This is a genomic window from Amycolatopsis sp. M39, assembly GCF_001651785.1.
GTDB classification, from domain to species: domain Bacteria; phylum Actinomycetota; class Actinomycetes; order Mycobacteriales; family Pseudonocardiaceae; genus Amycolatopsis; species Amycolatopsis rubida.
Genome location: NZ_LWSF01000001.1, coordinates 93,010 through 116,283, shown reverse-complemented (window position 1 = coordinate 116,283; position 23,274 = coordinate 93,010). Strand labels below are relative to the sequence as shown.

Here is a 23,274-nt window from a genome sequence, read left to right as displayed (position 1 = left end):
GTCACCTCCACTCTGGACGGTGCGATCCCCTCGGGATCAACGGATTCGTGTAGTAGCCCGGAGTCTCGGACATCCGGATTTGTTCGGTGACGCCGCGGTAGCGACCGAGCGGGGTGTCCGCGGTGAACGTCTCGGGGTCGAAATATTCGTGCCCGGGAGCGACACCGGCGACCTCCGCGGCGAAGCCCTTGTCGAAGATTCCCAGGCTCAGCAACCACAAGGCGACGCGCGTGAGCGAAACCTGCACTCGGTAAGAACCGCCCCATTCGGCGCGGAGCATGAGCGCACGCAGGATTCCCAGTTGCAGGAACCATGACGTGATGTAGTCGTTCACCACCGGCACCGCGGGCAGCGACGGAACTCCGCCCTCCCCTTCCAGCAGCATGACGCCGGACAGGCAGCCGGCTGTCTGGTCGAAGCCGACTCGGCCGGACCACGGGCCGGTGCCGCCGTTGAGCGTCACCTCGGCGTGGATGATTCCGGGCCGGATCTCGGCGGCGGTTTCCGCGTCGAGACCGTGCCGCGCAAGGTATCCGGGACGGCGGTTGGCGTAGAAGATGTCCGCGCCGGTGAGCAGCCAGTGCATTCGTTCTTGATCGGCGGGACGACGGAAATCGAGCCTGGTGGAGCGAACGCCCACATTGGACGTCGCATAAAGCACCGGCAATTCGTACTCGCCCGGATCCCAGACGTTCAGCACGTCCGCGCCATGCAGTGCCAACGCCCGGCCACAGCCAGCGCCCGCGATGATGTGCGCCCGGCCGAGTGCGCGGATTCCTTCGAGCGGCGTGGAAGGGTTGGGGTGCAACGGTTCCGCTGGGCTGTCGCCGATCCGCTCGACAATCACCGGCGGCATCGTCGACAGCACTGATTGGTACTGCTCGGTCGCCATCAGCTCTTCGGTCGTCCGCACCACCGGCATGATGACGCCCGCGGCCTCGGCGGCGTCCTCCAGCTCGAAGGAGTTCCACTGCGCGATCGCTTGCCGCACCGCGCCGTCCCGCTCGGGAACGCCCAGCAGTGCGGCAGCATCGTTGCGCAGCTTCGGATACGGGCTGATCGGGTGCACCCAGCGGCCGTCCGCGGTGGCGTAGAAGCGATCCGTGCCGAACGCCGGATCGACACGCGCGGGGTCGCCCTGCGGGTAGCCGTCGAGCAGTTCCCACTTCTTGTCGTAGAACGGGCACAGCCGGTGCGGCGCGGTCCGCAGGTCCATCGAAATGTCCTGCCCGCGTCCGCCGCGCAGTTGCCAGATCTTCGCCACCGCGACGGATTTCGCCGCCAGCGCGATCGACGTCGCTCCGGCCAGCCGCAATGCGCCCGGCAGTACCGGATCGGCTCCGGAGAACTCGATCCGGCCGCCGGCATCGGATTCTTGCAGGCCGACCGAGCCGAGCAGATCGGCCAGCGGCTGGTGCAAGTCGTACTCGTCGGTCGTGGCCGGTTTGGCGAGCGCGGCTTCGAGTTGCTCGGTGAGGCTCATTCCTTCTCCAGCGCGTCCAGCAGCGCGCGCGTCCGGCTGTCGCGCGCTTCGACCCGCTCGGCATAGGTGTCCGCGGCCCCGTAGTCCTGCTCGACCTCGTCGATCACCGCGTCGAGGTGCTCCCGGTCCGGACGGCCGATGTCGAACTTCATCTGCGAACCGACGTGGCTCACCAGGTGCCGGATGCCGTCCGGGCCGCCGCCGAGGTGCATGCTCTCGAACGGCCCGATGGTCGCCCACCGCGGCCCGAGCGACGCCTTGACCAGCTCGTCCAGGTCCGCCGCGGAGATGACGCCCTGCTGTACGAGGTACATCGCCTGGTCGTTGAAGACCTTCTGCAGCCGGTTCCCGACGAAACCGGGAATCTCCTTCTTCAGGGTGATCGGCTTCTTGCCCAGCCCGCGGTAGACCTCGACGGCCTTCGCCACGGTCTGCTCGGCGGTCGAAGCTCCGGGCACCACCTCGACCAGCGGCATCAGTTCGGGCGGGTTGAACGGATGCCCGATGACGATCCGCGAGGCCGCCGCGTTGCCCTCGGCGATCACCGAGGGCAACAGCGACGACGAGGAGGACGCCAGTACTACGTCGTCGCGCGTGGCGGCGGCGAGCGTCGCGAACATTTCCCGCTTCAGCTCGATCCGCTCCGGGCCCGACTCCTGGACGAAGTCGGCTCCTTCGGCGGCTTCCGCGAGGTCCGCGACTGCCGTGGCGGGCAGCCCGGCGAGGTCGCGAGAGACGATTTCCCGCAGGTCCGGGCGTGGATCGGTGACCCGCACCGTCCAGCCCGCCTCGGCGAACAGCCGAGCCCACGACACTCCGATGACCCCAGCGCCGACGATCGCGACGACCGGCATGGCGCGCTCCTTTCTCAGGCGGTGACCGCGTCCGCGTTGTTGAGCAGCGCGCTCGGCGGCGTCAGCAACGCGTCCGACGCTAGCGCGCGGCGACGGGCCGCGCTCACTCCGCCGTAACTCTCCGTAATAGCGATGAGGCGCGCCGCGTGGTGCGCGACCTCTGATTCGTAAGTCATTCCGATGCCGCCGTGCAGCTGGACGATCTCCTCGGCGGTCGCGGTCGCCGCGTCGCACACGAACACGAACGCGTCGTCGGCCGCGGCGTCCAGGTCCACGGTGGACGCACCGTTGTCGTACGCCTCGACCGTCGCGGTGGCCCACAGCGCCAGCGAACGAGCCAGCTCAACCTTCGCGTACAGGTCAGCCGCACGGTGCACGAGCGCCTGAAACGCCGCCAGCGGGACACCGAACTGCTTGCGGGTCTTGAGGTATTCGACGGTCATGGCGAGCCCGGTCTCCATCAGGCCGATCGCCTCACCGGTCACCGCGACCCGCGCCCGCGAGAACGCGCGACGCAACGCAACCGGCGCGTCGGAGTCCGAGGTGCCGAGCAGAACCGCTGGCGTACCAGCGAATTCAACCTGCGACGTGTGTCCCCAGTCCGCGGCCCGGCCGTCGGCGCGAGTGATGCCTTCAGCGGTCGCCTCGACCAGGTACACCCCGGTACGGCCGTTCTCGTCGACCGCGGTGACCAGGAACTTCTCCGCCTGATGGGCGTTGCGCACCGGCGACTTCACACCGGAAAGCGCGGAACCGGCCGCCGACACCGACGGCGCGACGCCCCACGGACGTCCCGGCTCGGCGTGCGCGACCGCGATCGTGGTGCCACCGCTGGCGAGCAGCGGCAGCAGCTCCTTGACCTGGTCGTCGGTGCCCAGCTCGGCGATGATCCACGACGGCAGGAACACGCCGTCGAGCAGCGGTTCGGCCGCCGCGTGCTTGCCCATCGCTTCCAAGGTCGCGTAGACCTCGACCGGGCCGGCGCCCGCGCCGTCGTGGTCCGCGGAGATCGGGAGGCCGGCGAGGCCCAGCTCGCCGAGGGTGCTCCAGACCTGATCGTTCCAGCCGAGTTCGCTGCTCGTCGCGGCCGCGCGGCCGCCTGCCGGGTAGCCGCGGCCGACCGCTGTGTCGACGGTCTCGAACAGCAGCTTCTGGTCTTCGTTGAATTCGAGGTTCATGAGTCGCCGTCCCTTACAGACCGAGGATCGTCTTCGCGATGACGCCGCGCTGGATTTCGTTGGAGCCGCCGAAAATCGACAGCTTCCGCTGGTTCAGGTACTGCGCCGCGGCCACGACCGCGGCCTCGTCGGCCCGCACCGGCGATTCGGTGTCCAGCACCATGCCGTCGGAACCGGCCGCGCGCATGCGCAGCTTCGTCAGCGCCTGAAGGGCCTGCGTGCCCTCCATCTTGAGCAGCGACGACACCGGGCTCGGCTGGCCGTTTTCGGAAGCGGCGGTGACCCGCATCTGGGTCGCCTCCAGCGCGAGCAGTGTGGTCTTCGCGGTGTGCATGGCGGCGCGGAATTCCGCGTCGCCGGAGAGCGGACCATCCTCGGTGGGCAGATCGGCGGCCGCGGCGGCGAGGTCGGCGAAGATCCGCTGACCGGTGCCGACCTGGGCGATGCCGTTGCGCTCGTTGCCGAGCAGGAACTTCGCGTACGTCCAGCCCTTGTTCTCCTCGCCGACGAGGTTCTCCGCCGGGATCACCACGTTGTCGAAGAAGAACTCGTTGACCTCGGCGGACCCGTCGACCAGCTTGATCGGGCGGCGCTCGATGCCCGGCGTGTTCAGGTCGAGCAGCAGGAAGGACAGCCCCTGCTGCTTGCGCGGCGCGTCCGGGTTGGTCCGCGCGAGCACGAACATCCAGTCGCCGTACTGGCCGAGCGTGGTCCAGGTCTTCTGTCCATTGAGGACGTAGTGGTCGCCGTCGCGCTTCGCGGTGGTGCGCAGCCCGGCGAGGTCGGACCCGGCCTCCGGTTCGGAGAAGCCCTGCGACCACCAGATGTCGAGATTCGCGGTGGCGGGCAGGAACTTCTGCTTCTGTTCCTCGCTGCCGAACTCGGCGATGATCGGGCCGACCATGCTCGCGTTGAAGGCGAGCGGCTGCGGCACCGCGTTGCGCTGCAGTTCGGAGGCGTAGATGTGGGACTGAGTCGGTGTCCAATCGCGACCGCCCCATTCGACCGGCCAGTGCGGGACCGCGAGACCGTGCTCGTTCAGGATCCGCTGGCTCGTGACGATGTCGTCACGCGTGATCAGGCCGAGTGCGCTGCGCTTGCGGATTTCCTCCGGAATCGCGCCGAGGAACACCTCCCGCAGTCCATCCCGGAACGCGAGGTCCTCTTGAGACAGTTCGAGATCCATCGATCAAACCCCTTCAGTGGTGCGTACGGCTCCGACGACTTCGGCGGTGCTCGCGCCGGCGCGTTCGGCGTGCCTGCGGAACCCGGCCGGGGTCCGCGAGAAATGCAGCGGGCTCTCCACGACGCGGATCGTGCCCTCGGTCGGGTGCTCCCGCTCGGTGATCAGCCCGGCTTCCTGGACGTACGGGTCGGCCGGCAGGTCGGCGATGTCGACCACGACCGCGTACGGAACGTCGTGGGCGGTCAGGTACTCCTCCCACTCCGCGGTGGTGCGGCTGGCGGAGTTGGCCAGCACCTTCTCCACCCCCGCGGTGAAAATCTCCCGGTCGATCACCGGGGAGTCCCAGGCCGGATCGGCCGCGGCGTCGTCGAGGCCGGCGCCGATCAGCAGCGTCCGCACGGCGTCGTTGGTGTAGGGCACCGCGGCGATCGCGCCGCCGTCGGCCGTGCGCATGGCCGCGTGCGTGTCGCTGAGCGAAAGCGGGTTGCCGACGTCCCCGGCGGCCGGGACGAAGACGTCGCCAGCCAGGTGCTCGACCAGGTTGACCGCGATCATCGCGTCGGCCATCGCCAGTTCGACCTGCTGGCCCTTGCCGGTGCGCTGCTGGTCGAAGAGCGCGGCGAGCACGCCGTTCAGCAGGTACAGCGCGGCGGTCTTGTCGGCGATGAAGGTCGGGACGAACTGCAGTGTGCCGCCCGCCCGGTCCTGGAGGCTGACCAAACCGGACGTGGCCTGGATGACCTCGTCGTAGGCGGGCCGGTTGGCACGCGACGAGCCGGGCGCGAAGCCCTGCGCGTGGGCGTAGACCAGGCGGGGGAACCGTTCGCGCAACTGCTCGTAGCCGAGGCCGAGCCGGTCGAGCGCGGCGGCGCGCATGTTGGTGACGAGGACGTCGGCGTCGGCGAGCAGGGCGAAGAGGTCCTCGCGGCCGGCGGGGTCCTTGAGGTCGAGTTCGATACTGCGCTTGTTCTGGTTGACCTGCATGTACAGCGGGGCCATCCCGGGCGTGCGGCCGGTGTTGGCCGGTGAATGCCGGGCGACGTCGCGCAGCGGTTCGACCCGGATCACCTCGGCGCCGAAGTCGCCGAGGATCTGCGTGGCGTACGGGCCCATCACCGCGGACGACAGGTCGAGCACCTTAACCCCGGAAAGCGGTCCGGTGGCATCCATCTTCGCGGTCCTCCCGTTGACGATCTTTGGCTTCGTCACTGACGCTAAGCGCTTGCTCACCGGAAGGGAATGACCGACTGCATCAGATCGGTATGACCACCGTGATAACACCGTGGGTACGCTGCTCACCGTGGAGATTCACCACCTGCGGTACTTCCTCGCGGTCGCGCGCGAGCTGAACTTCACCCGTGCGGCGCGGGCGCTGAACATGTCCGTGCCGCCGCTCAGCCAGCGCATTCGCGACCTCGAACGCGAGCTGGGGGAACCGCTGTTCGACCGCTCCACTCACCACACCCGGCTGTCGGAGGCGGGCGAAGCACTGCTGCCGCTCGCCGAATCGGTCGTTTCGGGCTTCGACGCCATTCCGGTCCGCATGCGCACCCGCGACCAGCGCGCCGACGTCCGGCTCGCCATCCCCGACGTGCTCAATCCCGCGCACCGCCGCCAGCTCAGCGAATCGATCCGGGCACTGGAGGGCTCCTACCGGTTCACCCTGCGGCAGATGCCGTCGCTCGGGATGGAATCGGCGCTGCTCAGCAACTCGCTCGACCTCGCCGTGTCGCATCTGGGCACTTCCGACGACCGGCTGTCCACGATCGTCCTTTACCGCGAGCCGCTCGGTGCCGTGGTGGACGCGTCACGGTTCCCCGGCCGGACCTCGCTCACCCTCGCTGACCTGCGCGGATTCCAGTACCTGCAGGGTCCTCGGCACTGGGATCTCGGCTCGCGGCGCGCGGAACAGCTGGCCGCCAAGGGCGTGCTGGTCGATCCGGAAGCACAGTTCTCCGACGTCAGCGGGCTGTTGATCTTCCTGCGCAGCACCAAAAGCTTCACCCTCGCGCCGGTCGAATCCGCCACCGCGCTGGCGCTGGACCCGAACGAATGCGCGGTCCTGCCGATCGACGACCTCGTCGCCACGCTCACCACGTTCCTCATCCGGCGCACCGCCGACACCCGGTTGGACCCGGTGGTCGAGGTGCTGCGGCACGCCCGCGTGTCGTGACCTGGCCGAGCGTCCCGCACTCCCAGAGCAACATCTACGACGCGCCGCACCGGCTGTCGAAGTCCATGCACACGTGCCGCGACGTTCGGCAAACCCGGCGCCGACCTCGATCCCGAAACAGACGAGGACGTGCGGATCTTGACCGCCGTAGTGCACGGGATCCGGGTCGAACTGCTGAAGATCCTGCACGCGGAAGCCGCCGCGAGATCACCGAACGGGAGCGGGAACTGTTCGGCCAGACCCGACGGCACCTCCCGCACGGACCCGCCAGGCGAACGAACTGGTCGAGACCATGACCACCGGCTGGAGCAGGTGCGCACCGCGCCGAAGGTCGCGGTCCGGCTGGTCTGGCAGGTCGCCACCGACCTTCCGCCCGGCACGAAGGCGGCCCGTGATCTCCGGCCGAAGGATCCGGTCCGGCTGACCGCCGCCGATCGGGAATCCCCGCACCAGTTCTTCCGCGACCGGACCGAGGAGGCCAAAGCCGATGACACCGCCACTGGGCGGGAACAGCAACTGGCCAAGGTCTTCGACTACACCGCGTGGCACCGGTTCGCGGTGAAGGTCGACCGGGCCAACGGCGAGGTCCGGCAGCTGCTGACCCGGAAGATGCCCGGCGGCGAGCGGGCCCTCGCGCTTCACGTGGGACGGACACCGACTGCTCTCGACAGACGCGGAATAACCGCTGCCCGCCCACCCCTCACGGACGGCTCCACCTGCGGATTCACCCAGGTGCGGCGACTTTACATTTCAGTGGCTCTTGTCAATCGTGGTGTACATGTCTTACCTTTGTGTAAAGCCAGCCAACGCAGGAGGGCGCGATGAGCGAGATGACCGGCACGGTGCCGCTGGGGTCGACCGAACGCTGGACCGACAAAAAGCGGTACCTGTGGCTGATCGGACTGGTCGTGCCGTCGCTCGCGTTCCTCGCGATCGGCCTGCACGCCGCGACCGGATGGGGCGTCTGGTTCTGGATCGGGCCGATCGTGATCCTGGCGATCGTGCCCGCGATCGACCTGGTGGCCGGCCTCGACCGGAGCAATCCGCCGGACGACGTGATCGAACGGCTCGAACAGGACCGCTACTACCGGTGGATCACCTACCTGTTCCTGCCGATCCAGTACGTCGGGTTCGTCTTCGCGTTCTGGCTCATCGCCCGCGGCGAACTGTCCGTGGTGGACAAGGTCGGGCTCGCGATCTCGATCGGCTGCATCGGCGGGATCGGCATCAACACCGCGCACGAACTGGGCCACAAGAAGGAAAGCCACGAGCGCTGGCTGTCGAAGATCGCGCTGGCGCAAAGCTTCTACGGGCATTTTTACATCGAGCACAACCGCGGCCACCACGTGCGTGTCGCGACTCCGGAGGACCCGGCGTCGAGCCGCGTCGGCGAAAGCTTTTACCGGTTCTGGCCGCGCACTGTGTTCGGTTCGCTGAAGTCCGCGTGGGGACTGGAGCGCAAGCGTTACGCCCGCCGCGACAAGCATCCGTTCCGGATCGGCAATGACGTGCTCAACGCCTGGCTGATGTCCGCGGTGCTGTGGGTGGCGATGGTGGCCTGGCTCGGCTTCGGGATCCTGCCGTACCTGGTGATCCAGGCGGTGATCGGGTTCTCGCTGCTGGAAGTCGTGAACTACATGGAGCACTACGGGATGCTGCGGCAGAAGGTCGGGCCGCCGGAGCGCCGTCGCTACGAGCGCGTGGATCCCAGTCACAGCTGGAATTCCAACAACATCGCGACGAACGTCCTGCTGTATCACCTGCAGCGGCACAGCGATCACCACGCCAACCCGACGCGCCGCTACCAGACCCTGCGCGATTTCGCCGAATCTCCGGTGCTGCCGACCGGGTACGCCGGGATGATCGTGCTCGCGTTGTTCCCGCCGCTGTGGCGGCGCGTGATGGACCAGCGGGTGCTCAACCACTTCGACGGCGACCTCAGCCGGGCGAACATCCAGCCGTCGAAGCGGGATAAAGTCCTTGCCCGGTATGGAACTTCCGCTACCGAAACCGCTGCCGTGCCGGATGACGTGCGCGGGGACGCCAGCGAGGGCGGGATGTGCCCCGGTTGCGGATACGTGTACGACGAGCAGCGCGGCGACCCGCGAGAAGGCTTCCCGGCCGGCACGCCGTGGGCGTCCATTCCGGACAGCTGGTGCTGTCCGGACTGCGGAGTAAGGGAAAAGGTCGACTTCGTTGCTCCCGGAAGGATGAGTGTGTGATGCGGATCGAAGCGGATTTGAACAAGTGTGACGGCCTGGGCATGTGCGAAGCGATGGCTCCGGACTTCTTCGAGGTGGGCGACGAGGGCACGGTCGTCGTGCTCGACGGGAACCCCGGTGAGGAGCACCGGACCGACCTCGCCGCGGCGGTCGACGCCTGCCCGGTGCTCGCGTTGAAGCTGGTGTCATGACGCTCGCGGTGGTCGGCGCGTCGCTGGCGGGACTGCGAGCGGTCGAATCGGCGCGGCGAACCGGATACGACGGCCGGATCGTGCTGATCGGCGCGGAGGACCATCTGCCCTACGACCGGCCGCCGCTGTCGAAAGCCTTTCTCGCGGCGGACGGACCGGTTGCGGTGGAACCGTTTCTCAGCGCGGACGACCTGCGCGAACTCGGCGTCGAACTCCGGCTGGGCACTCCCGCGACCGGGCTCGACCCGATCGCCAGGGAGATCCGCACCGGCGACACGACCGTCCCCTACGACTCGGCCGTCATCGCCACCGGAGCCGCCGCCCGAGTTCTCCCCGGCACCGAAGAGATCTCCGGCATTCACTCGCTGCGCACCGCGGACGACGCGGTCGCCATCCGGTCCGCATTGGACAGTGGCGCTAGGACAGTCGTGATCGGCGCTGGGTTCATCGGCTCGGAAGTCGCTTCAGCCGCGCGCAAACGCGGCCTTCCGGTATCCATTGTGGAATCATTGGACACGCCTCTGGTGCGCGCGATCGGTCCCGAAGTCGGCGAGGTCTGCGCGGACCTGCATCGCGCGGCAGGCACCGATCTCCGGCTGGGCACCAGGGTCACCGGTTTTACGGAGAAAGACGGCGCGGTGACCGGCGTCCAGCTGTCCACCGGCGAAGTCCTCCCAGCCGACCTCGTCGTCGCCGGAATCGGCGCGGCCCCCGCCACCGGATGGCTGCGCGACAGCGGACTCCTGCTGCACGAGCGTGACGGCGGCGTCATCTGCGACGGCACCCTCGCCGCCGCACACGGCGTTTACGCGGCCGGAGACGTCGCGCACGTGGCGAACGCGCTGTTCGACGGCGGGCTGATGCGGCTGGAACACTGGACGAACGCGGCCGAGCAGGGTGCGGCCGCGGCTCGGCACGCGCTGGACCCCGCGAGCGCGCGGGTGTTCAGCGCCGTGCCGTATTTCTGGTCCGATTGGTACTCGCACCGCATCCAGTTCGTCGGGACGCCGCGCGCGGACGAGGTCGTCGTCGCGGTCCCGGCCGAGCACGGCTTCACCGCGCTGTACCGGCGCGGCGACCGGCTCGTCGGCGCGTTCACCGTTGACCGGCCGCGCGACATCATGAAGTACCGCAAGCGGATCGCCGCACGGGCGCCGTGGTCCGAGGCGGTCGCCTTCGCACTGGAAACGGCCGCCTAGAATGACTGCCATGAGCGTGCTTCCGGTGCCCGCGGGCGGCCAGTACCGGCAGCCCATCATCACCGCCGCCATCGAACTCACCGCGAAATCCGGCTGGTCAGCGGTCACCATGGCGCGGCTGGCCGACCTGGTCGGGGTGAGCAGGCAGACCGTCTACAACGAGATCGGCTCGAAAACCGCGCTCGCCGAGGCGATGATCTCGCACGAGCTGCGCCGGTTCCTCGCCGTCGTGAGCACGGCGTTCGACCGGCATCCCGACGACCTGGTCGAGGCGATCTACGACGCCGTCCGCGCGGTGCTCGAACTGGCCGACGACAACATCCTGCTGCGCGCCATCGCCTCCGCGACGCACGGCACCGACAACGAATTCCTGCCGCTGCTGACCACCCGCGCCGGCACTTTGCTGACCGAAGCGAAAGCCGTCCTGCGCGGCCGGGTCCGCGGCTACGCGCCGCCACTCGACGACGGCCAGCTCACCGTGGTCATGGACCTCGTCGTGCGCACCGTGCTCAGCCACGTCATGCAGCCGTCGGGCACACCAGCCGAGACCGCCGACGGCCTGGCCTGGGTCGCCACTCGCGTGCTCGGCACCGCCCCGTCGGCATCGATGCGCACCCGCTCATAAACAAGATGCGCGGCTCTGGGCGCGCGTGTCAGCGTGGCGCGCGTGAACCGTGAACGACTTTCCGCACTCGCCCACACCCAGCACCCCATCGCGGCCCCGATCAGCGACGACGAGGTGCGGCACCTGCTCGACCGCAGCATCCCGCACGAAGACGCTGTTGTCCTAGACCTGGGCTGCGGCGGTGCCGAATGGCTCATCCGCGCCCTCGCCGCGTACCCGAAACTTCGCGCAGTCGGCGTCGACACCTCGGAATTCGCCCTCTCCCGCGCCCGCTCCGCCGCAACCGAACGAGGCGTCGCCGACCGGCTGACCCTCCACCAGCAATCCGCCACCGAATTCCCCGCCGCAGCCGAGTTCGACACCGTCCTGTGCATCGGCTCAACCCACGCCTTCGGCGGTTTGCCAGCCACCCTCGCCGCGCTGCGAGCTCACGTCCGCCCCAGCGGCCGCGCCCTGGTCGGCGACGCCTACTGGGAAGCCGAGCCAACCCCCGCCGCGCTTGAGATCTTCGGCGACCTGCCAGACCTGCCGGAACTCCTCGACCAGGTGACTTCCGCCGGCTGGACGCCGACCCACGGCCACACGAGCACCCGCGGCGAACTGGACGCCTACGAATGGTCGTGGACCGGCAGCCTCACCGAATGGGCCCTGGACCACCCGGAAGACCCCGGCCAAGCCGAAGCCCTCGCCGCCGCGGCCACCCACCGCGACGAGTGGCTCCGCGGCTACCGGAACTCATTCGGCTTCGCGTGCGTCGTGCTGCACTCTTGACAAAACTTCTTGTCAATGCGACGTTCGGGCCTGGCCCCACCCGAGAAAGGGCAGTCCGATGACCGACCTCGTCCCGTTCCTGATGTTCCAGAAGCGCGACGCCGCCGAGGCGATGGCCTTCTACACCTCGCTGTTCCCCGGCGACTCCGTGCTGTCCGAGGAGCGCTACGGCGCCGACGGCCCCGGTCCGGAGGGAACGATCGTGATGGCCGAGTTCACCGTGGCCGGTCAGCGGGTGCGGTGCAGCGACAGCTTCGTCCAGCACGCCTTCGACTTCACGCCGTCCACCTCGCTGTTCGTCACCGTCGATTCGACCGACGAACTCAAGCGGATCTACGAGGCCCTCGGCGAGGGCGGCGGGACGCTGATGCCGCTCGACGATTACGGCTTCGGCCCGTTCGCCTGGGTGAACGACCGATGGGGCGTGTCGTGGCAGTTGAGCGCGAAGGGCTGAGGCACTGAACCACGCGATGGACCCGCGGAGAAGCGAGCCGGTCGCCGCCGCCAGTGCGTGCGTCCGCGAGTTGTTCGCGGACGCACGGGTCGTGGTCGTCGGCGGCAGCGTGCTGACCGACCGCCGCACGCCGACGTCCGATCTCGACCCCGCGACGCCCCGTGCCGGCATTCGTTCAGCTGGGAAAACTGGCCGGCGGAAGCACTGATACACGACGAAGAGACCTTGCGCGCCTATTGCGCCGACAACCTGACCCGCCCCTGGCCCGGAATCCCCCGGCTCATCGCCGAGGGAGTGCTCGTGGCCGATCAGGACGGCCTCGGCACCCGGTTGCAGGACGAAATGCGGCAACGGCTGGCCGCGGGACCCGCCGCCGCGACGGCAAGCGAACTCGACGCGCAGCGTTACGAACTCACCGACCTGCTCGACGACCTGACTGGAGCCGACGACCCGGCCGAGATCGCCTTCATCGCCGCTCGGGTGCTGACCAAGACCGCGCAGCTGGCCCTGCTGGCCGGACACCACTGGCAGGACAGCGGCAAATGGCTGTGGCGCGAGCTGCATGACCATGACCCCCGCCTCGCTGAGCAGCTGGCCACCGCCCTGCCCGAGGCGGCACGGCTCAATGCGGTCGCCTATGCGGTGCTTGACCGCGCTGGCGGACCGCTGCGGGACGGATACCGGGTCACCGACGCCCGCCGTCCCTAAGCCGGACAGATCAGCAGAATATGCGTACGGTTTCTTTTTGCGATCGCGAATCGATGACGGATCTGCAGCTCGACAGCAATTCCCGATGCTATTGACTGAGTGACAGATACTGCGAAAAGGAATGCGGATGGGTGAGCCCCGGACGGGTTAAGCGAGGGCATTCGGACCCCGCTATGGTGGACATTGGGAGGTTGGCAATCAGCCGGAGGGGGGCCGATACCGCATCCCGGGGCCAGCTGCTTGACCTGCAGTAGTCACGCTGAGGCGGGGCTGCTCGGGGCGAGCGGCTGGCCCTTTTCGCCGCACTGCGGAAACAAGAGCCACGAGAGTGCGGGAACCACGGTTTCCGGGGTCGCACCCCGGACCACGGAAGAATCGCCTCAGCGGAATTCGCTCGCCCTAGCCGGCGCGGTTCCGGTACAGCCACCACACGTCGCGCCCGAATGACCAGCTCAGCGTCGCTGCCGCAATCCCCGCCAAGACCGCCGGTGCGGCTCCCGCCACCGCGGCGGTTAGGGCGATTCCCTGCAAAGCCGCCACTGCCTTCCGTGCCCGGCTGGGGCGCAGCGGGGCGCGAAGCCATGGCCACAGCCGGGCTGCGGCGACGAAGGCGTATCGCATCAGGCCGATTGCCAGTACCCACGGACCGGCCGTGGTGGCGACCAGGACGCTCAGCACCAGGATCAGGAAGGCGTCCGCTTCCATGTCGAATCGGGCGCCCAGCGCGGAGACGGTTCCGGTGCGGCGGGCGACGTAGCCGTCGAGTGCGTCCAGGGCCAGGGCGACCGCGGCGACGGGGACGATCAAGGTCAGCGGCGGATGCCCGCCAAGGCGGTCGGCGACCAGGGCGGTCACGGTGCCGATCAGGGCCGCTCGGGCGAGGGTCACCTGGTCGGCCGGGCCCAGCCGGTACCCCCTGATCCGCCAGGCGCCCTGGGTGAGCAGCACTAACAGGCCGAGGAGGTAGGCCACGCCGACTGTCCAGCCAACCAGGCCGAGGCCGGTCGTCACCGTCAGCAGGGTCAGCAGGGCGAGTTGCGCCAGCAGCGCGGGAGCCTGCTGGACGACGGTTGAACCCAGCTCGGCCGGGGTTCGTGTACAGGTGGAGACAGCCATTTCTCCTCGATCCGGCAGCAACGGAGGACAACCTTGACACGGGCGGCGCAGGCCTTCTGGTTCACTTCGGCCGCGGGCGGGGAGCTCCGATCGGCCGAGGTGGCTGCTCCGCAAGCCGGCGAAGTGCTGGTCCGCACGCGATTTTCGGCGTTGAGCCGCGGCACGGAAAGTCTCGTGCTGCGCGGCGGGGTGCCGGAGAGCCAGCACGGAATCATGCGCGCGCCGTATCAGGAGGGCGACTTTCCGTGGCCGGTCAAGTACGGCTACCTGAACGTCGGCGAGGTCCTTTCCGGACCGCCGGAACTGGCCGGGCGCACGGTGTTCTGTCTCTATCCACATCAGACCGAGTACGTCGTGCCCGCGTCGGCGGTCACGGTGGTGCCGGACGACGTCCCCGCGGGGCGTGCGGTGCTCGCCGGGACTGTCGAGACCGCGGTGAACGCGCTCTGGGACGCGGCACCGCTGATCGGCGACCGGATCGCGGTGGTCGGGGCGGGGATGGTCGGCTGCAGCGTCGCGCGGCTGCTGTCCCGGTTTCCCGGCGTGCACGTCCAGCTCGTCGACCCCGATCCGGATCGCGCGGAGGTCGCGAACGCGTTCGGCATTCGTTACGCCACCCCGGAAACCGCGAGCGGCGGCCTCGATCTCGTGGTGCACGCCAGCGCGACCGACGCCGGGCTCGCGCGTTCGCTGGAACTGCTCGGCCACGAGGGCACAGTGGTCGAGTTGAGCTGGTACGGCGACCGTCAGGTGTCGGTTCCGCTCGGCGAGAACTTCCATTCGCGACGACTCACTGTGCGCGGCAGCCAGGTCGGCACCGTTTCGCCAGCCCGCGCGGCGCGGCGCGGTTACGGCGACCGGATGGCGCTGGCGTTGCGGCTGCTCGCGGACCCGGCGTTCGACGCGCTCGTCACCAGCGAATCCACCTTCGCCGAACTGCCGAACGTCGCGGCACGGCTAGCGGAGGGAACTCTGCACGGACTGGCTCACCGGATCACCTACCCGTAAAGGAGAACGCGTTGTTCAGTGTCACCGTGCGCGATCACATCATGGTCGCCCACAGTTTCCGCGGCGAGGTTTTCGGCCCGGCGCAGCGGTTGCACGGCGCGACGTTCGTGGTCGACGCTACGTTTCGGCGGTCCGAATTGGACTCGGACAACATCGTCGTGGACATCGGGCTCGCCACCCAGCGGCTCGGTGCGGTCCTCGCGGACCTGAACTACCGGAACCTGGACGACGAACCCGATTTCGCCGGGATCAACACGTCGACGGAATACCTCGCCAAGGTGATCGCCGACCGGCTCGCGGACCGGATCCACGCCGGGGAACTCGGCGAGAACGCGCGCGGACTGGCCCAGATCTCGGTGACCCTGCACGAATCCCACGCCGCTTCGGCCGGATACGAGCGTTCCTTGTGACCACAGCGGACTCTTCCGGTTACGCGCCGGAATGGCTGCGGCTCAGAGAACCAGCCGACACCGCGGCCAGGGCGGCCGATCTGGTCGCCTTGCTCCCGGCCGTCCCGGCGGTCATCCGGGACCTCGGCTGCGGCACGGGTGCGATGGGACGCTGGCTGTCCGGCCGGCTTCCGAAACCGCAGCGGTGGATTCTGCACGACCAGGACCAGCGGCTGCTCAAGATCGCCGCCCGCAGTCTTCCGCCGGGGATCAGCGTCGTGACCGAACAAGCCGACGTGACTCGGCTGGGTTTCGGCGGCACTTCTCTCGTAACGGCTTCCGCCTTGCTGGATCTCCTTACTGAGGAAGAGATCCAGCGATTAGTGAAGTCCTGTGTGGACGCGCAAAGCCCAGCGCTGTTCACATTGTCCGTGACCGGATCGGCTCGCCTCACGGCAGCGGACGCAGCAGACGAAGCACTCAACACCGCCTTCAACGACCATCAACGCCGAGACGGAAAGCTGGGCCCAGAAGCCGTCGCCGTCACCGCAGCAGAGTTCCAGCGGTACGGTTGGACCGTCCACACCAGACTGTCACCGTGGCAGCTCGGCCCGGAACACCGCGAACTCATCGACGCCTGGTACCGCGGATTCGTTGCCGCAGCACGAGAAGAACAACCAGACCTGACCGTACCCGAGGATCGGCAGATCACCGAGGTCACCGTGCACCACCAGGATTTACTCGCTCTCCCCTGATTCCCGGCGCGCCCGGGCGCGACGCTTGCCCTCGTGCATCGCCGCGACCCGGGCGACCGGGATCATGTGCCCCTCGGCCACGAGATCCGCCGGGAGTTCCTGCGGTTCCGGCAATTCCTCCGCCCACGGATCGGCACTGCCGAGAAGGCCCACGGCGGTCTTCACGGTGAAGTCCGCTGGTTTGACATTGTCCGCGTCCGCCCAGCGGACCGGGAACGACACCGGCGCACCCGGCCGGATCCGCGGGCTGTAAACCGCCGCCACGGTCGCTCCGCCCGCGCGGGTCGAATCGAGAAACACCTTGCCGTGCCGGTCTTCCCGGATGAACGCCGTGGTCGCCAGCCGCGGATCGATCCGTTCCGCCCGCGCGCCGACCGCCCGGGTCGCCGCCGCGACGTCGGCAAAGGACAGCCCGGGAACCAGCGGCACGAACACGTGCACACCCTTGGACCCGCTGGTCTTCAACGCACCGGCGAGCCCGACGTCGGCCAAAGCCTGCCGCACCAGCCGAGCCGCCGCCACCGCGACGCCGAAGTCCGCGCCCTCGGGCGGGTCGAGATCCATGATCAGATCGGTCTGGCCGATCGGTTCCACCCGGGTCAGCGCCGGATGCAGTTCGACCGCACGCTGATTGCCGAACCACAACAGGGTCCGGCGGTCATTGCACAGGCCGTAGGTGACTGTCCGTTGTGAACTCTCCGCCCACAGTTTCGCCCGCGGCACCCACTCCGGCGTGTACTTCGGCAGGTTCTTCTGCATGAACGCGTCCTGCCCGCGCAGCACGCGCACCACCGACAGCGGACGGTCGCGCAGCACCGGCAGCAACCGGTCCGAAACGGCGTCGAAGTAGTCGACGAGGTCGCGCTTGGTCACCCCGGCGTCGACGAACAGCTCCTGGTCGAGGTTGGTCAGGGAAACCCCTTCGCGCACCTCATCCGGTTTGGCCATAGGTCAACCCTTGTCCACCAGCTCATTCCGGTCAACCGCTGAGACGAGGGGTTTTCCTTTACGCAACCGCCGAGCCGATCGAACCAGCGCTGGTCCGCGGCCGAGCACGGCAGCCGCATCCGCTCGCGGTACACCTGCGGCAGGAACCCGATCGTGACGAAGCGATGGAACCGTCCGAAGAGGAACGAGAACGGCCGCGGCAGGAATTCCAGATTCGCGATGGCGGTGAGGTATTCACGGAGCCGGTCGTCGATGTCCACTTGGGCCAGTCCGTCCGCCCAGTACGCCGCGAAGTCCTCCGGACGCATTTGCAGCGTCGTTCCGAGCACCGCGGCCTCGGCGTACCAGGATTCCGGAGCGGGCCGACCAAGAAACACGCGATGCACGTCCTCGACGCCATGAGCCAGGCAGGCGGCGACCCACAGCTGCAGCTCCCGGTCGAAAGCCCGGTACCGCACCGGACTCGAATCAGTCGAAACCACGTGCGCGTGCACCGAATTCACCGCCCGCCGGTACGCCGCCCGATCCGCGTCGGTGCCGAGCACGGCGACCGCGAGGTAGGTGACGGTGGTGCGGGTGCGTTTCAGCGGATGCTTGAACAGATTCCCCGAATCGACCCGGCTTTCCAGCACGCCGTACCCGACCTCGGGCCGGCCCAGCTGCATGATCACGTTCGCGCCGCCCGCGAGCAGGCTGACGCCGAGCACGCCGTCCTGGAGCATCCGTCCAGGGGAACGTCTCGTTGACGTGTTGTCAAGAGCCCTCAGGCGCGCACGACCCGCACGTCCGAGACCTCCATCAGCCCGTCCAGGTGCACCCGCGCCCGCGTTTGCGCCGGATCGACGACCAGACCGTCGCGCCGGACCAGGTCGAGGACGCGTTCCGCCAGCGGCAGCACCATGTGCCGTCCCCAGCAGCGTTCGTTGCTGTGCCCGAACGGGAAGTAACCGGGATGGGTGTCCGGGTCGAGCGAGGCCCAGCGGCTCGGCCGGAACTCGTCCGGCGCGTCCCACAGTTCGGGGTCGCGGTGGCTGAGCAGCGGCAGCAGCAGGACGTCGTCGCCCGGGCCGATCCGGGCGTCCACCTCGGCGAACTCCGGTGAACGCACGCGCAGGATGTTCCACGACGGCGGCAGCAGGCGCAGCGCCTCGTTGAGCACGTATTCGGTGGGCACGTCGTCCTTCAGCGGCGAACTGAGCCACAAAGCGTTCGTGACCAGCGCGGCGACGGTGAAGCAGACCGGTCCGGCCACGCGCCGGTAGAGGTACATCGCGAAGCGGCGCTGTTCGTAGGTGTCGGCCTCCAGCACCATCCGCGCCAAGGTGGACAGTGCGACCTCGGGCGCGGGCCGTCCCCAGAGCGCGGCTCCGGTGGCGACTGCCGCCCAGGTGATCTTCGGCGTCAACTCCAGCCGACGGTCGACAAGGACCCGGAACCGCCGCTGTTCGCGGCCGAACACCAGGTCGCGCAGGTAGTTATGCGGCACGGCGGGCCACGTTCCGGAGAGATCAGCCTCGCCGAGCGGCTTCTTGAGCGCGGCACGCACGTCCGCGCCGACCGCGCGCATCAACGCCGACGATTCCGGCCGCGTGACCACCCGGCCGCGCACCGGCTTGAAGGTGGGCCGCTCCTCGGCGTTCGGCGGCCGGCTGCGCAGCACCGCGTCCATCAACTCGGCCCCGGCGACGCCGACGGTGTCCGGTTCCAGCCGAAAGAAGGATTTCCCCCGATAACGGTCGAACAGTTCTTGAATCCGCGGCGCGAATACCACCTGACGCACTTTGTTCCGTTCAGCGGGAATGGTCACCGCAGTACTCCTCAAGGGCGCGGGGAGGCCGGTTCCGGAATTCTGGAACCGGCCGATCCCTTTCCGGCGAGAGCGATCAGATCCAGCCGTACCAGGCGTAAGACTTGAGACTCTTGCTCGGAAGGGCCTTGCGCACGAGACGAACAAGCTTCACGGAAATACCTCCGGATTATCCCGAACTCCCGACCGCACTCGCGGCCGTCGCCGACAGTACTTCGAATTCTCCGGCCATGCCGCAAGAGGACCTGAACGGACTACGCCGGGCGGGCTTTTCGAGAATTGCGGGCCGAATTCCTTGGCACCGCCGGGGCGGCGTGGGTATGCTCCGCCGCGCGCTAAAGCTCCGACCGGGCGAACTCGATCAGCGCGCGAGCCGCGGGCCCGGCCGGGCCGTCGGACCGCCACGCCAGCGCCAGCTGCCCGCGCAGCTGCGGCCGCAGCCGCAAGGTGTGCAACTCCTCGGCGTAGTAGCGAGCCAGCGACTCCGGGACCATGGCCACGCCGAGACCGCGCATCGCGAGCTTGGCCAGCACGTTCGGGTCGCTCGCCTCGATCGCCACCCGCGCCCGCAGCCCGGCCGCGGCGAACCCGCGCTCCAGCACGCCCCGCATACCGGTGCCCTTCGGCAGGCAGATCAGCGACCGTTCGGCCAGGTCAGCGAGGGTGAGCGAAGCCCGGTCAGCGAACTCGTCACGCAGCGCGGTGACCGCGACCAGTTCCTCGTCGAGCACGATCTGAGTGGTCAGCCCGGCGGGCACGCCGTCGGCCAGGCCGATCACCGCGACATCCAGCCGTCCTTCCCGCAGCGCGTCGGCCATCAGATCGGAATTCGCTTCGCTGAGCGTGATTTCCACTCCCGGGTAGCGCTCCGCGAACCCGGCCAGGAACTCCGGCAGCGCCACGGGTCCGGCGGAGGTCACCATCCCCATCGCCACCTGGCCGCGCACCAGCCCCTCATGCTCCGCGACCGTCTCGCGCACCGCCGCCACCGCCGCGAGCGCGGCCCGGGCGTGCGGCAACGCGGCCTCGCCGACGCCGGTGAGCCGTACTGTGCGCCCGGACCGGTCGAACAGCGCCTGCCCCAGCTCGCGTTCCAGCCGCCGGATCTGCGCGCTGACCCCGGGCTGCGCGATGTGCATCCGGGCCGCCGCGCGCGTGAAGTTGGCTTCCTCAGCGACCGCGACGAAGTATTCGAGCTGATGCAGTTCCATAACCAATAATTCTAACTGGTGGAACTAGTATCTCTTGGACTTATCGTCAAGCAGCCAGCACGCTCAAGACATGCAGACGTTCACCCCAGACCAGCCTGGCTACCGCGAAGAGATCGCCGGGTTCCAGACCGGCATCGCCTCCACCCCGCACCTGGTCGTCGCCGCCGCCAACGCGGACGACGTCGCCGCCGCAGTCCGGCTCGCGGCCGAGCGCGACCTGCCGGTATCCGTGCAGGCGACCGGACACGGGCTGCGCGCACCGGCCGAGGGCGTGCTGATCTCGACGCGCCGGATGACCGGCGTGACCATCGACCCGGACCGCGCCGTGGCACGCGCCGAAGCTGGAACCACCTGGGGCAGCGTCATCACCGCGGCCGCGGAACACGGACTCGCACCGCTGAGCGGTTCGGCCCCGGGAGTCGGCGTGGTCGGCTACACCCTCGGCGGCGGTTTCGGCCTCCTCGGCCGGCACTTCGGCTTGGCCTCGGACCGCGTCCGCTCCGCCGAGATCGTCCGTCCCGGCGGCACGCGCACGACCGGCCCGGTCGACGCCGGGATCGTGACCGCGCTGGAGTTCGAACTGGTGCCGGTGACCACGCTGTACGGCGGCGGGCTGTACTTCGACACCGCCAAGATCCCGGACGTCCTGCGCACCTGGCGCGACTGGACCCTCGACCTGCCCGACACCGTCGGCACCTCGGTCGCGATGGTGCCCTACCCGGACCTGCCGATGGTGCCGGAGCCGTTGCGGGGCAAGCACATCGCGCACGTCCGGGTGGCCTATCTCGGCACCGGCGGCGACCAGCTCGTCGCGCCCCTGCGCGCGCTCGGCCCACTGCAGGAAACGCTGACCACAATGCCGTTCACCGACTCCGGCAAGATCGCCGCGGAACCGCCGAACCCACACTCCTACCTCGGCGACAACCGCGTGCTGCCCGAGCTCCGGGACGACGTGCTGAGCACGGTGCTCGACCACGCCGGCCCGGCCGCCCCGGTGCCGACCGTGCTGATCATCGACCTGCTCGGCGGTGCGTACCAGCGCTCGTCCGCACCGGATTTCACCGCTGATTCGCGCTACACCGTGCGCGCGCTGTCGATGATCGAGCCGGACGCGGCGACCGTGCGGGCCGCGCACGCCAAGCTGTTCGCTCCGCTGGACCCGATGTCTACTGGACGGTTGCGGAGCTTCGTCTACGGACAGCCGCTGGACTGAGTCAGCGCTCGAGAACGAAGACCGGGATCACGCGCTCGGTCTTCTTCTCGTACTCCGCGAAACCCTCCGAGTGCGCGACCATGCCGGCATACAGCCGGTCGCGCTCGGCGCGGTCGGTTACGAGCTTCGCCTTCGCCGGGAACTTGTCGGTGCCGAGCTCGACCGTGACCGACGGGTTCGCGACGAGGTTGTGATACCAGTCCGGGTTGGTGTCCGCGCCGCCCTTGGACGCGACGATCACGATCCGGTCGCCGTCGGTGGTGTACACCAGCGGGCTGACCCGCTGTTTGCCGCTCTTCGCGCCGGTGTGCGTGAGCAGCACCATGTTCTTGCCCTCGAACATGCCGCCGACCTTGCCCGCGTTCGCGCGGAACTCGTCGATGATCTGCTGGTTCCAGTCCGACATCGGAAAACTCCCTGGTTGATGATGTAACAACAAACCTAGGATCGCGCGAATCGGGCTGTCAACACACGCGCAGGTACTGTCGCGGCATGGCCACCGAATCCGGCCCGACCGTCGAGGACGGCGTCCGTGAACTGCTGCTTCTCATGCCCCGTCTCGTCGGGCGCGCGAAGCGGACGCCGCCGCCTCCGGAGCTCGACGACGTCGCGCTCGCGCCGCGGCACTTGTCCCTGCTGGCCTACTTGTTGTTCGACGGCCCGATGACGGTCAACGAACTCGCCGGACGGCTCGAAATCGCGCCCACCACAGCGAGTCTGATGATCGGCGACCTGTCCCGGCAAGGCGTGCTGGAGCGCGCCGAGGACCCGGACGACCGGCGGCGCACCATCGTGAGCATCCACGCGGACAAGCGGCCCGCGGTGGACGCGTGGCTCGCGCGCGGGGCGAAGGCGTGGCAGGCGGCGTTGTCGCCGTTGAGTCCGGGGGAACGGGCGCTGGTGATCAGGACGTTGAGGGCGTACGAGGAGTACAGCTCGTGAGTGTTGATCGCGGTTCTAACCGTGATCAACACTCACGAGGCGACTAGCCACTGCGCCTGCGGGCCCGCGCACTTGCGAGGCCACGCCGCGTCGTGCTGGTACCACCAGGCCTCGCAGGCCCGCCCGTCCGGCAGCGTGTACCGCGGCGGCCCCGGAGCCCGGCGCAGTCCGGCCGCTTCCAGCGAACGGCCGCTCGCGACGTTGCCGACCTCCGCGCCCGCGCGTGCCCGCGAAAGCCCGAGATGCTCGTGCGCCAGGACCAGACCGGCGGCGAACAGGTCACGGCCGAATCCTTGCCCGCGATACCCCGGCGCGAGATAGCCGCCGGTTTCCGGGCCGCCGTCCTCGCCCGCGTGCACGCTCACGAGACCGGCGCAGCGGCCAGCCACGAGATCGATCGCGACGACGTCCACCGAATGCGGGTCCGGCGTGGTCCAGTCCGGTCCGGTGCCGGGAATGACGCGCAGCGCCTCGCCGCGCATCGGCTCTGCCACCACGGACTCGGCCAGCCAGCCGAGCCAGCGCTGCGCGGCCGGATCGCTGCCGCCGGCGACCGCCGCCGCGTACTCCCACGCGGTGGGGGTGCGGAAGAGGAACCGGCCGAGCGCGAAGGCGTGTCCCCGGCGGTCGCAGGTGCGTTTCGCCATCAGCCGTCCGCGGCGGGTCAGCCGGTTCACCAAAGGTGCATTGCTCACAAACGCCATCGCGCCGGAAATGCTACCCCTAGCCGGTTGCTCATCCGACCGGAAGCAGGCGGAGACGGTCCGCGGCCGATGTGCTCGCCGAAACCCGTCTCCGCCGCGGCTGTAGCCGGGTTGGCAACGAACGGCACTGTATGGTG

Annotated in this window: 27 protein-coding genes; 14 read left to right on the top strand and 13 right to left on the bottom strand. The window is 68.8% G+C overall.

Annotation, left to right across the window (positions count from 1 at the left end; all coding sequences use genetic code 11):
• Position 1: 1 nt before the first annotated feature.
• Genes A4R44_RS00590 through A4R44_RS00570 form a run of 5 tightly spaced genes read right to left on the bottom strand, consistent with a single transcriptional unit; the run spans position 2 to position 5,871 of the window.
• Positions 2 to 1,483 carry a CoA transferase gene (locus tag A4R44_RS00590; protein ID WP_067575366.1) on the bottom strand — a complete coding sequence of 494 codons (1,482 nt, stop codon included), beginning with the start codon at positions 1,481 to 1,483 and terminating at the stop codon, positions 2 to 4.
• The gene (locus A4R44_RS00585) at positions 1,480 to 2,337 is read right to left on the bottom strand and encodes a 3-hydroxyacyl-CoA dehydrogenase NAD-binding domain-containing protein (RefSeq protein ID WP_067575364.1); all 858 of its coding nucleotides are present in this window, start codon (positions 2,335 to 2,337) and stop codon (positions 1,480 to 1,482) included. The genes A4R44_RS00590 and A4R44_RS00585 overlap by 4 nt, the downstream gene beginning before the upstream one ends.
• 14 nt (positions 2,338 to 2,351) lie before the next feature.
• Positions 2,352 to 3,515 carry an acyl-CoA dehydrogenase family protein gene (locus A4R44_RS00580; RefSeq protein WP_067575362.1) on the bottom strand — a complete coding sequence of 388 codons (1,164 nt, stop codon included), beginning with the start codon at positions 3,513 to 3,515 and terminating at the stop codon, positions 2,352 to 2,354.
• 13 nt (positions 3,516 to 3,528) lie between these two features.
• A complete protein-coding gene (locus tag A4R44_RS00575) occupies positions 3,529 to 4,701 on the bottom strand; it encodes an acyl-CoA dehydrogenase family protein (RefSeq protein WP_067575360.1) in 1,173 nt (390 codons plus the stop codon).
• 3 nt (positions 4,702 to 4,704) lie between these two features.
• Positions 4,705 to 5,871 (bottom strand): CaiB/BaiF CoA-transferase family protein, encoded by a 1,167-nt coding sequence (locus A4R44_RS00570; RefSeq protein ID WP_067575358.1) that lies wholly within the window; start codon positions 5,869 to 5,871, stop codon positions 4,705 to 4,707.
• Between the two features lie 130 nt (positions 5,872 to 6,001).
• Between A4R44_RS00570 and A4R44_RS00565 the strand changes: the two genes are divergently transcribed.
• The 9 genes from A4R44_RS00565 to A4R44_RS00525 all read left to right on the top strand — a co-directional run bounded on the left by A4R44_RS00565 (position 6,002) and on the right by A4R44_RS00525 (position 13,044).
• On the top strand, positions 6,002 to 6,874 hold the full coding sequence (locus A4R44_RS00565; RefSeq protein ID WP_067576491.1) for a LysR family transcriptional regulator: 873 nt from the start codon (positions 6,002 to 6,004) through the stop codon (positions 6,872 to 6,874).
• A gap of 129 nt (positions 6,875 to 7,003) precedes the next feature.
• Entirely contained in the window at positions 7,004 to 7,699 is a 696-nt protein-coding gene (locus A4R44_RS00560; RefSeq protein WP_067575356.1) for a hypothetical protein, read from the top strand.
• Positions 7,696 to 9,096: a fatty acid desaturase gene (locus A4R44_RS00555; protein WP_067575355.1), complete on the top strand. Its 1,401-nt coding sequence runs from the start codon at positions 7,696 to 7,698 to the stop codon at positions 9,094 to 9,096. Before A4R44_RS00560 ends, A4R44_RS00555 begins: the two co-directional genes overlap by 4 nt.
• Positions 9,096 to 9,287: a ferredoxin gene (locus A4R44_RS00550; RefSeq protein WP_067576490.1), complete on the top strand. Its 192-nt coding sequence runs from the start codon at positions 9,096 to 9,098 to the stop codon at positions 9,285 to 9,287. Before A4R44_RS00555 ends, A4R44_RS00550 begins: the two co-directional genes overlap by 1 nt.
• On the top strand, positions 9,284 to 10,486 hold the full coding sequence (locus A4R44_RS00545; protein WP_067575353.1) for an NAD(P)/FAD-dependent oxidoreductase: 1,203 nt from the start codon (positions 9,284 to 9,286) through the stop codon (positions 10,484 to 10,486). The genes A4R44_RS00550 and A4R44_RS00545 overlap by 4 nt, the downstream gene beginning before the upstream one ends.
• A 1-nt stretch (position 10,487) precedes the next feature.
• Positions 10,488 to 11,111, top strand: coding sequence for a TetR family transcriptional regulator (locus A4R44_RS00540; protein WP_067575351.1), 624 nt, complete (start codon positions 10,488 to 10,490; stop codon positions 11,109 to 11,111).
• A gap of 42 nt (positions 11,112 to 11,153) precedes the next feature.
• Complete coding sequence (locus tag A4R44_RS00535; protein WP_067576489.1) at positions 11,154 to 11,882, top strand: cyclopropane-fatty-acyl-phospholipid synthase family protein; 729 nt, start codon at positions 11,154 to 11,156, stop codon at positions 11,880 to 11,882.
• Between the two features lie 58 nt (positions 11,883 to 11,940).
• On the top strand, positions 11,941 to 12,336 hold the full coding sequence (locus tag A4R44_RS00530) for a VOC family protein (protein WP_037811038.1): 396 nt from the start codon (positions 11,941 to 11,943) through the stop codon (positions 12,334 to 12,336).
• A 225-nt stretch (positions 12,337 to 12,561) separates the two neighbouring features.
• Positions 12,562 to 13,044 (top strand): hypothetical protein, encoded by a 483-nt coding sequence (locus tag A4R44_RS00525; RefSeq protein ID WP_095213128.1) that lies wholly within the window; start codon positions 12,562 to 12,564, stop codon positions 13,042 to 13,044.
• A gap of 399 nt (positions 13,045 to 13,443) precedes the next feature.
• Here A4R44_RS00525 and A4R44_RS00520 read toward each other — a convergent pair whose 3' ends face one another.
• A complete protein-coding gene (locus A4R44_RS00520; RefSeq protein ID WP_067575350.1) occupies positions 13,444 to 14,160 on the bottom strand; it encodes a CDP-alcohol phosphatidyltransferase family protein in 717 nt (238 codons plus the stop codon).
• 33 nt (positions 14,161 to 14,193) lie between these two features.
• On the opposite strand from A4R44_RS00520, the gene A4R44_RS00515 reads away from it, so the two are divergent.
• From A4R44_RS00515 to A4R44_RS00505, 3 genes are read left to right on the top strand one after another with little or no spacing between them, the layout of a single operon-like run.
• On the top strand, positions 14,194 to 15,168 hold the full coding sequence (locus A4R44_RS00515) for a zinc-binding alcohol dehydrogenase (RefSeq protein WP_067575348.1): 975 nt from the start codon (positions 14,194 to 14,196) through the stop codon (positions 15,166 to 15,168).
• Between the two features lie 11 nt (positions 15,169 to 15,179).
• The gene (locus A4R44_RS00510; protein WP_067575346.1) at positions 15,180 to 15,578 is read left to right on the top strand and encodes a 6-carboxytetrahydropterin synthase; all 399 of its coding nucleotides are present in this window, start codon (positions 15,180 to 15,182) and stop codon (positions 15,576 to 15,578) included.
• On the top strand, positions 15,575 to 16,312 hold the full coding sequence (locus A4R44_RS00505; protein WP_067575344.1) for a class I SAM-dependent methyltransferase: 738 nt from the start codon (positions 15,575 to 15,577) through the stop codon (positions 16,310 to 16,312). Before A4R44_RS00510 ends, A4R44_RS00505 begins: the two co-directional genes overlap by 4 nt.
• Here the strand turns inward: A4R44_RS00505 and A4R44_RS00500 are convergent.
• The 5 genes from A4R44_RS00500 to A4R44_RS00485 form a co-directional block, all read right to left on the bottom strand.
• Entirely contained in the window at positions 16,295 to 17,260 is a 966-nt protein-coding gene (locus tag A4R44_RS00500) for a DNA polymerase domain-containing protein (protein WP_067575342.1), read from the bottom strand. The two genes, A4R44_RS00505 and A4R44_RS00500, sit on opposite strands and share 18 nt — an antisense overlap.
• Positions 17,221 to 17,982: an oxygenase MpaB family protein gene (locus tag A4R44_RS00495; RefSeq protein WP_198545129.1), complete on the bottom strand. Its 762-nt coding sequence runs from the start codon at positions 17,980 to 17,982 to the stop codon at positions 17,221 to 17,223. The genes A4R44_RS00500 and A4R44_RS00495 overlap by 40 nt, the downstream gene beginning before the upstream one ends.
• A 41-nt stretch (positions 17,983 to 18,023) precedes the next feature.
• Positions 18,024 to 19,067 (bottom strand): cytochrome P450, encoded by a 1,044-nt coding sequence (locus A4R44_RS00490; protein ID WP_067575340.1) that lies wholly within the window; start codon positions 19,065 to 19,067, stop codon positions 18,024 to 18,026.
• Positions 19,068 to 19,143: 76 nt separating this feature from the next.
• A complete protein-coding gene (locus A4R44_RS52135) occupies positions 19,144 to 19,221 on the bottom strand; it encodes a tryptorubin family RiPP precursor (RefSeq protein ID WP_350539724.1) in 78 nt (25 codons plus the stop codon).
• A gap of 181 nt (positions 19,222 to 19,402) precedes the next feature.
• Entirely contained in the window at positions 19,403 to 20,278 is an 876-nt protein-coding gene (locus A4R44_RS00485; RefSeq protein WP_067575338.1) for a LysR family transcriptional regulator, read from the bottom strand.
• Between the two features lie 70 nt (positions 20,279 to 20,348).
• Here A4R44_RS00485 and A4R44_RS00480 point away from each other — a divergent pair, with 70 nt between their 5' ends.
• A complete protein-coding gene (locus tag A4R44_RS00480; protein ID WP_067575336.1) occupies positions 20,349 to 21,491 on the top strand; it encodes an FAD-binding oxidoreductase in 1,143 nt (380 codons plus the stop codon).
• A 1-nt stretch (position 21,492) separates the two neighbouring features.
• Here A4R44_RS00480 and A4R44_RS00475 read toward each other — a convergent pair whose 3' ends face one another.
• Positions 21,493 to 21,897: a nitroreductase family deazaflavin-dependent oxidoreductase gene (locus tag A4R44_RS00475; protein WP_067575334.1), complete on the bottom strand. Its 405-nt coding sequence runs from the start codon at positions 21,895 to 21,897 to the stop codon at positions 21,493 to 21,495.
• Positions 21,898 to 21,983: 86 nt separating this feature from the next.
• Here A4R44_RS00475 and A4R44_RS00470 point away from each other — a divergent pair, with 86 nt between their 5' ends.
• Complete coding sequence (locus A4R44_RS00470; protein WP_067575332.1) at positions 21,984 to 22,433, top strand: MarR family winged helix-turn-helix transcriptional regulator; 450 nt, start codon at positions 21,984 to 21,986, stop codon at positions 22,431 to 22,433.
• A gap of 32 nt (positions 22,434 to 22,465) precedes the next feature.
• Here A4R44_RS00470 and A4R44_RS00465 read toward each other — a convergent pair whose 3' ends face one another.
• Complete coding sequence (locus A4R44_RS00465) at positions 22,466 to 23,137, bottom strand: GNAT family N-acetyltransferase (protein ID WP_067575330.1); 672 nt, start codon at positions 23,135 to 23,137, stop codon at positions 22,466 to 22,468.
• Between the last annotated feature and the right edge of the window lie 137 nt (positions 23,138 to 23,274).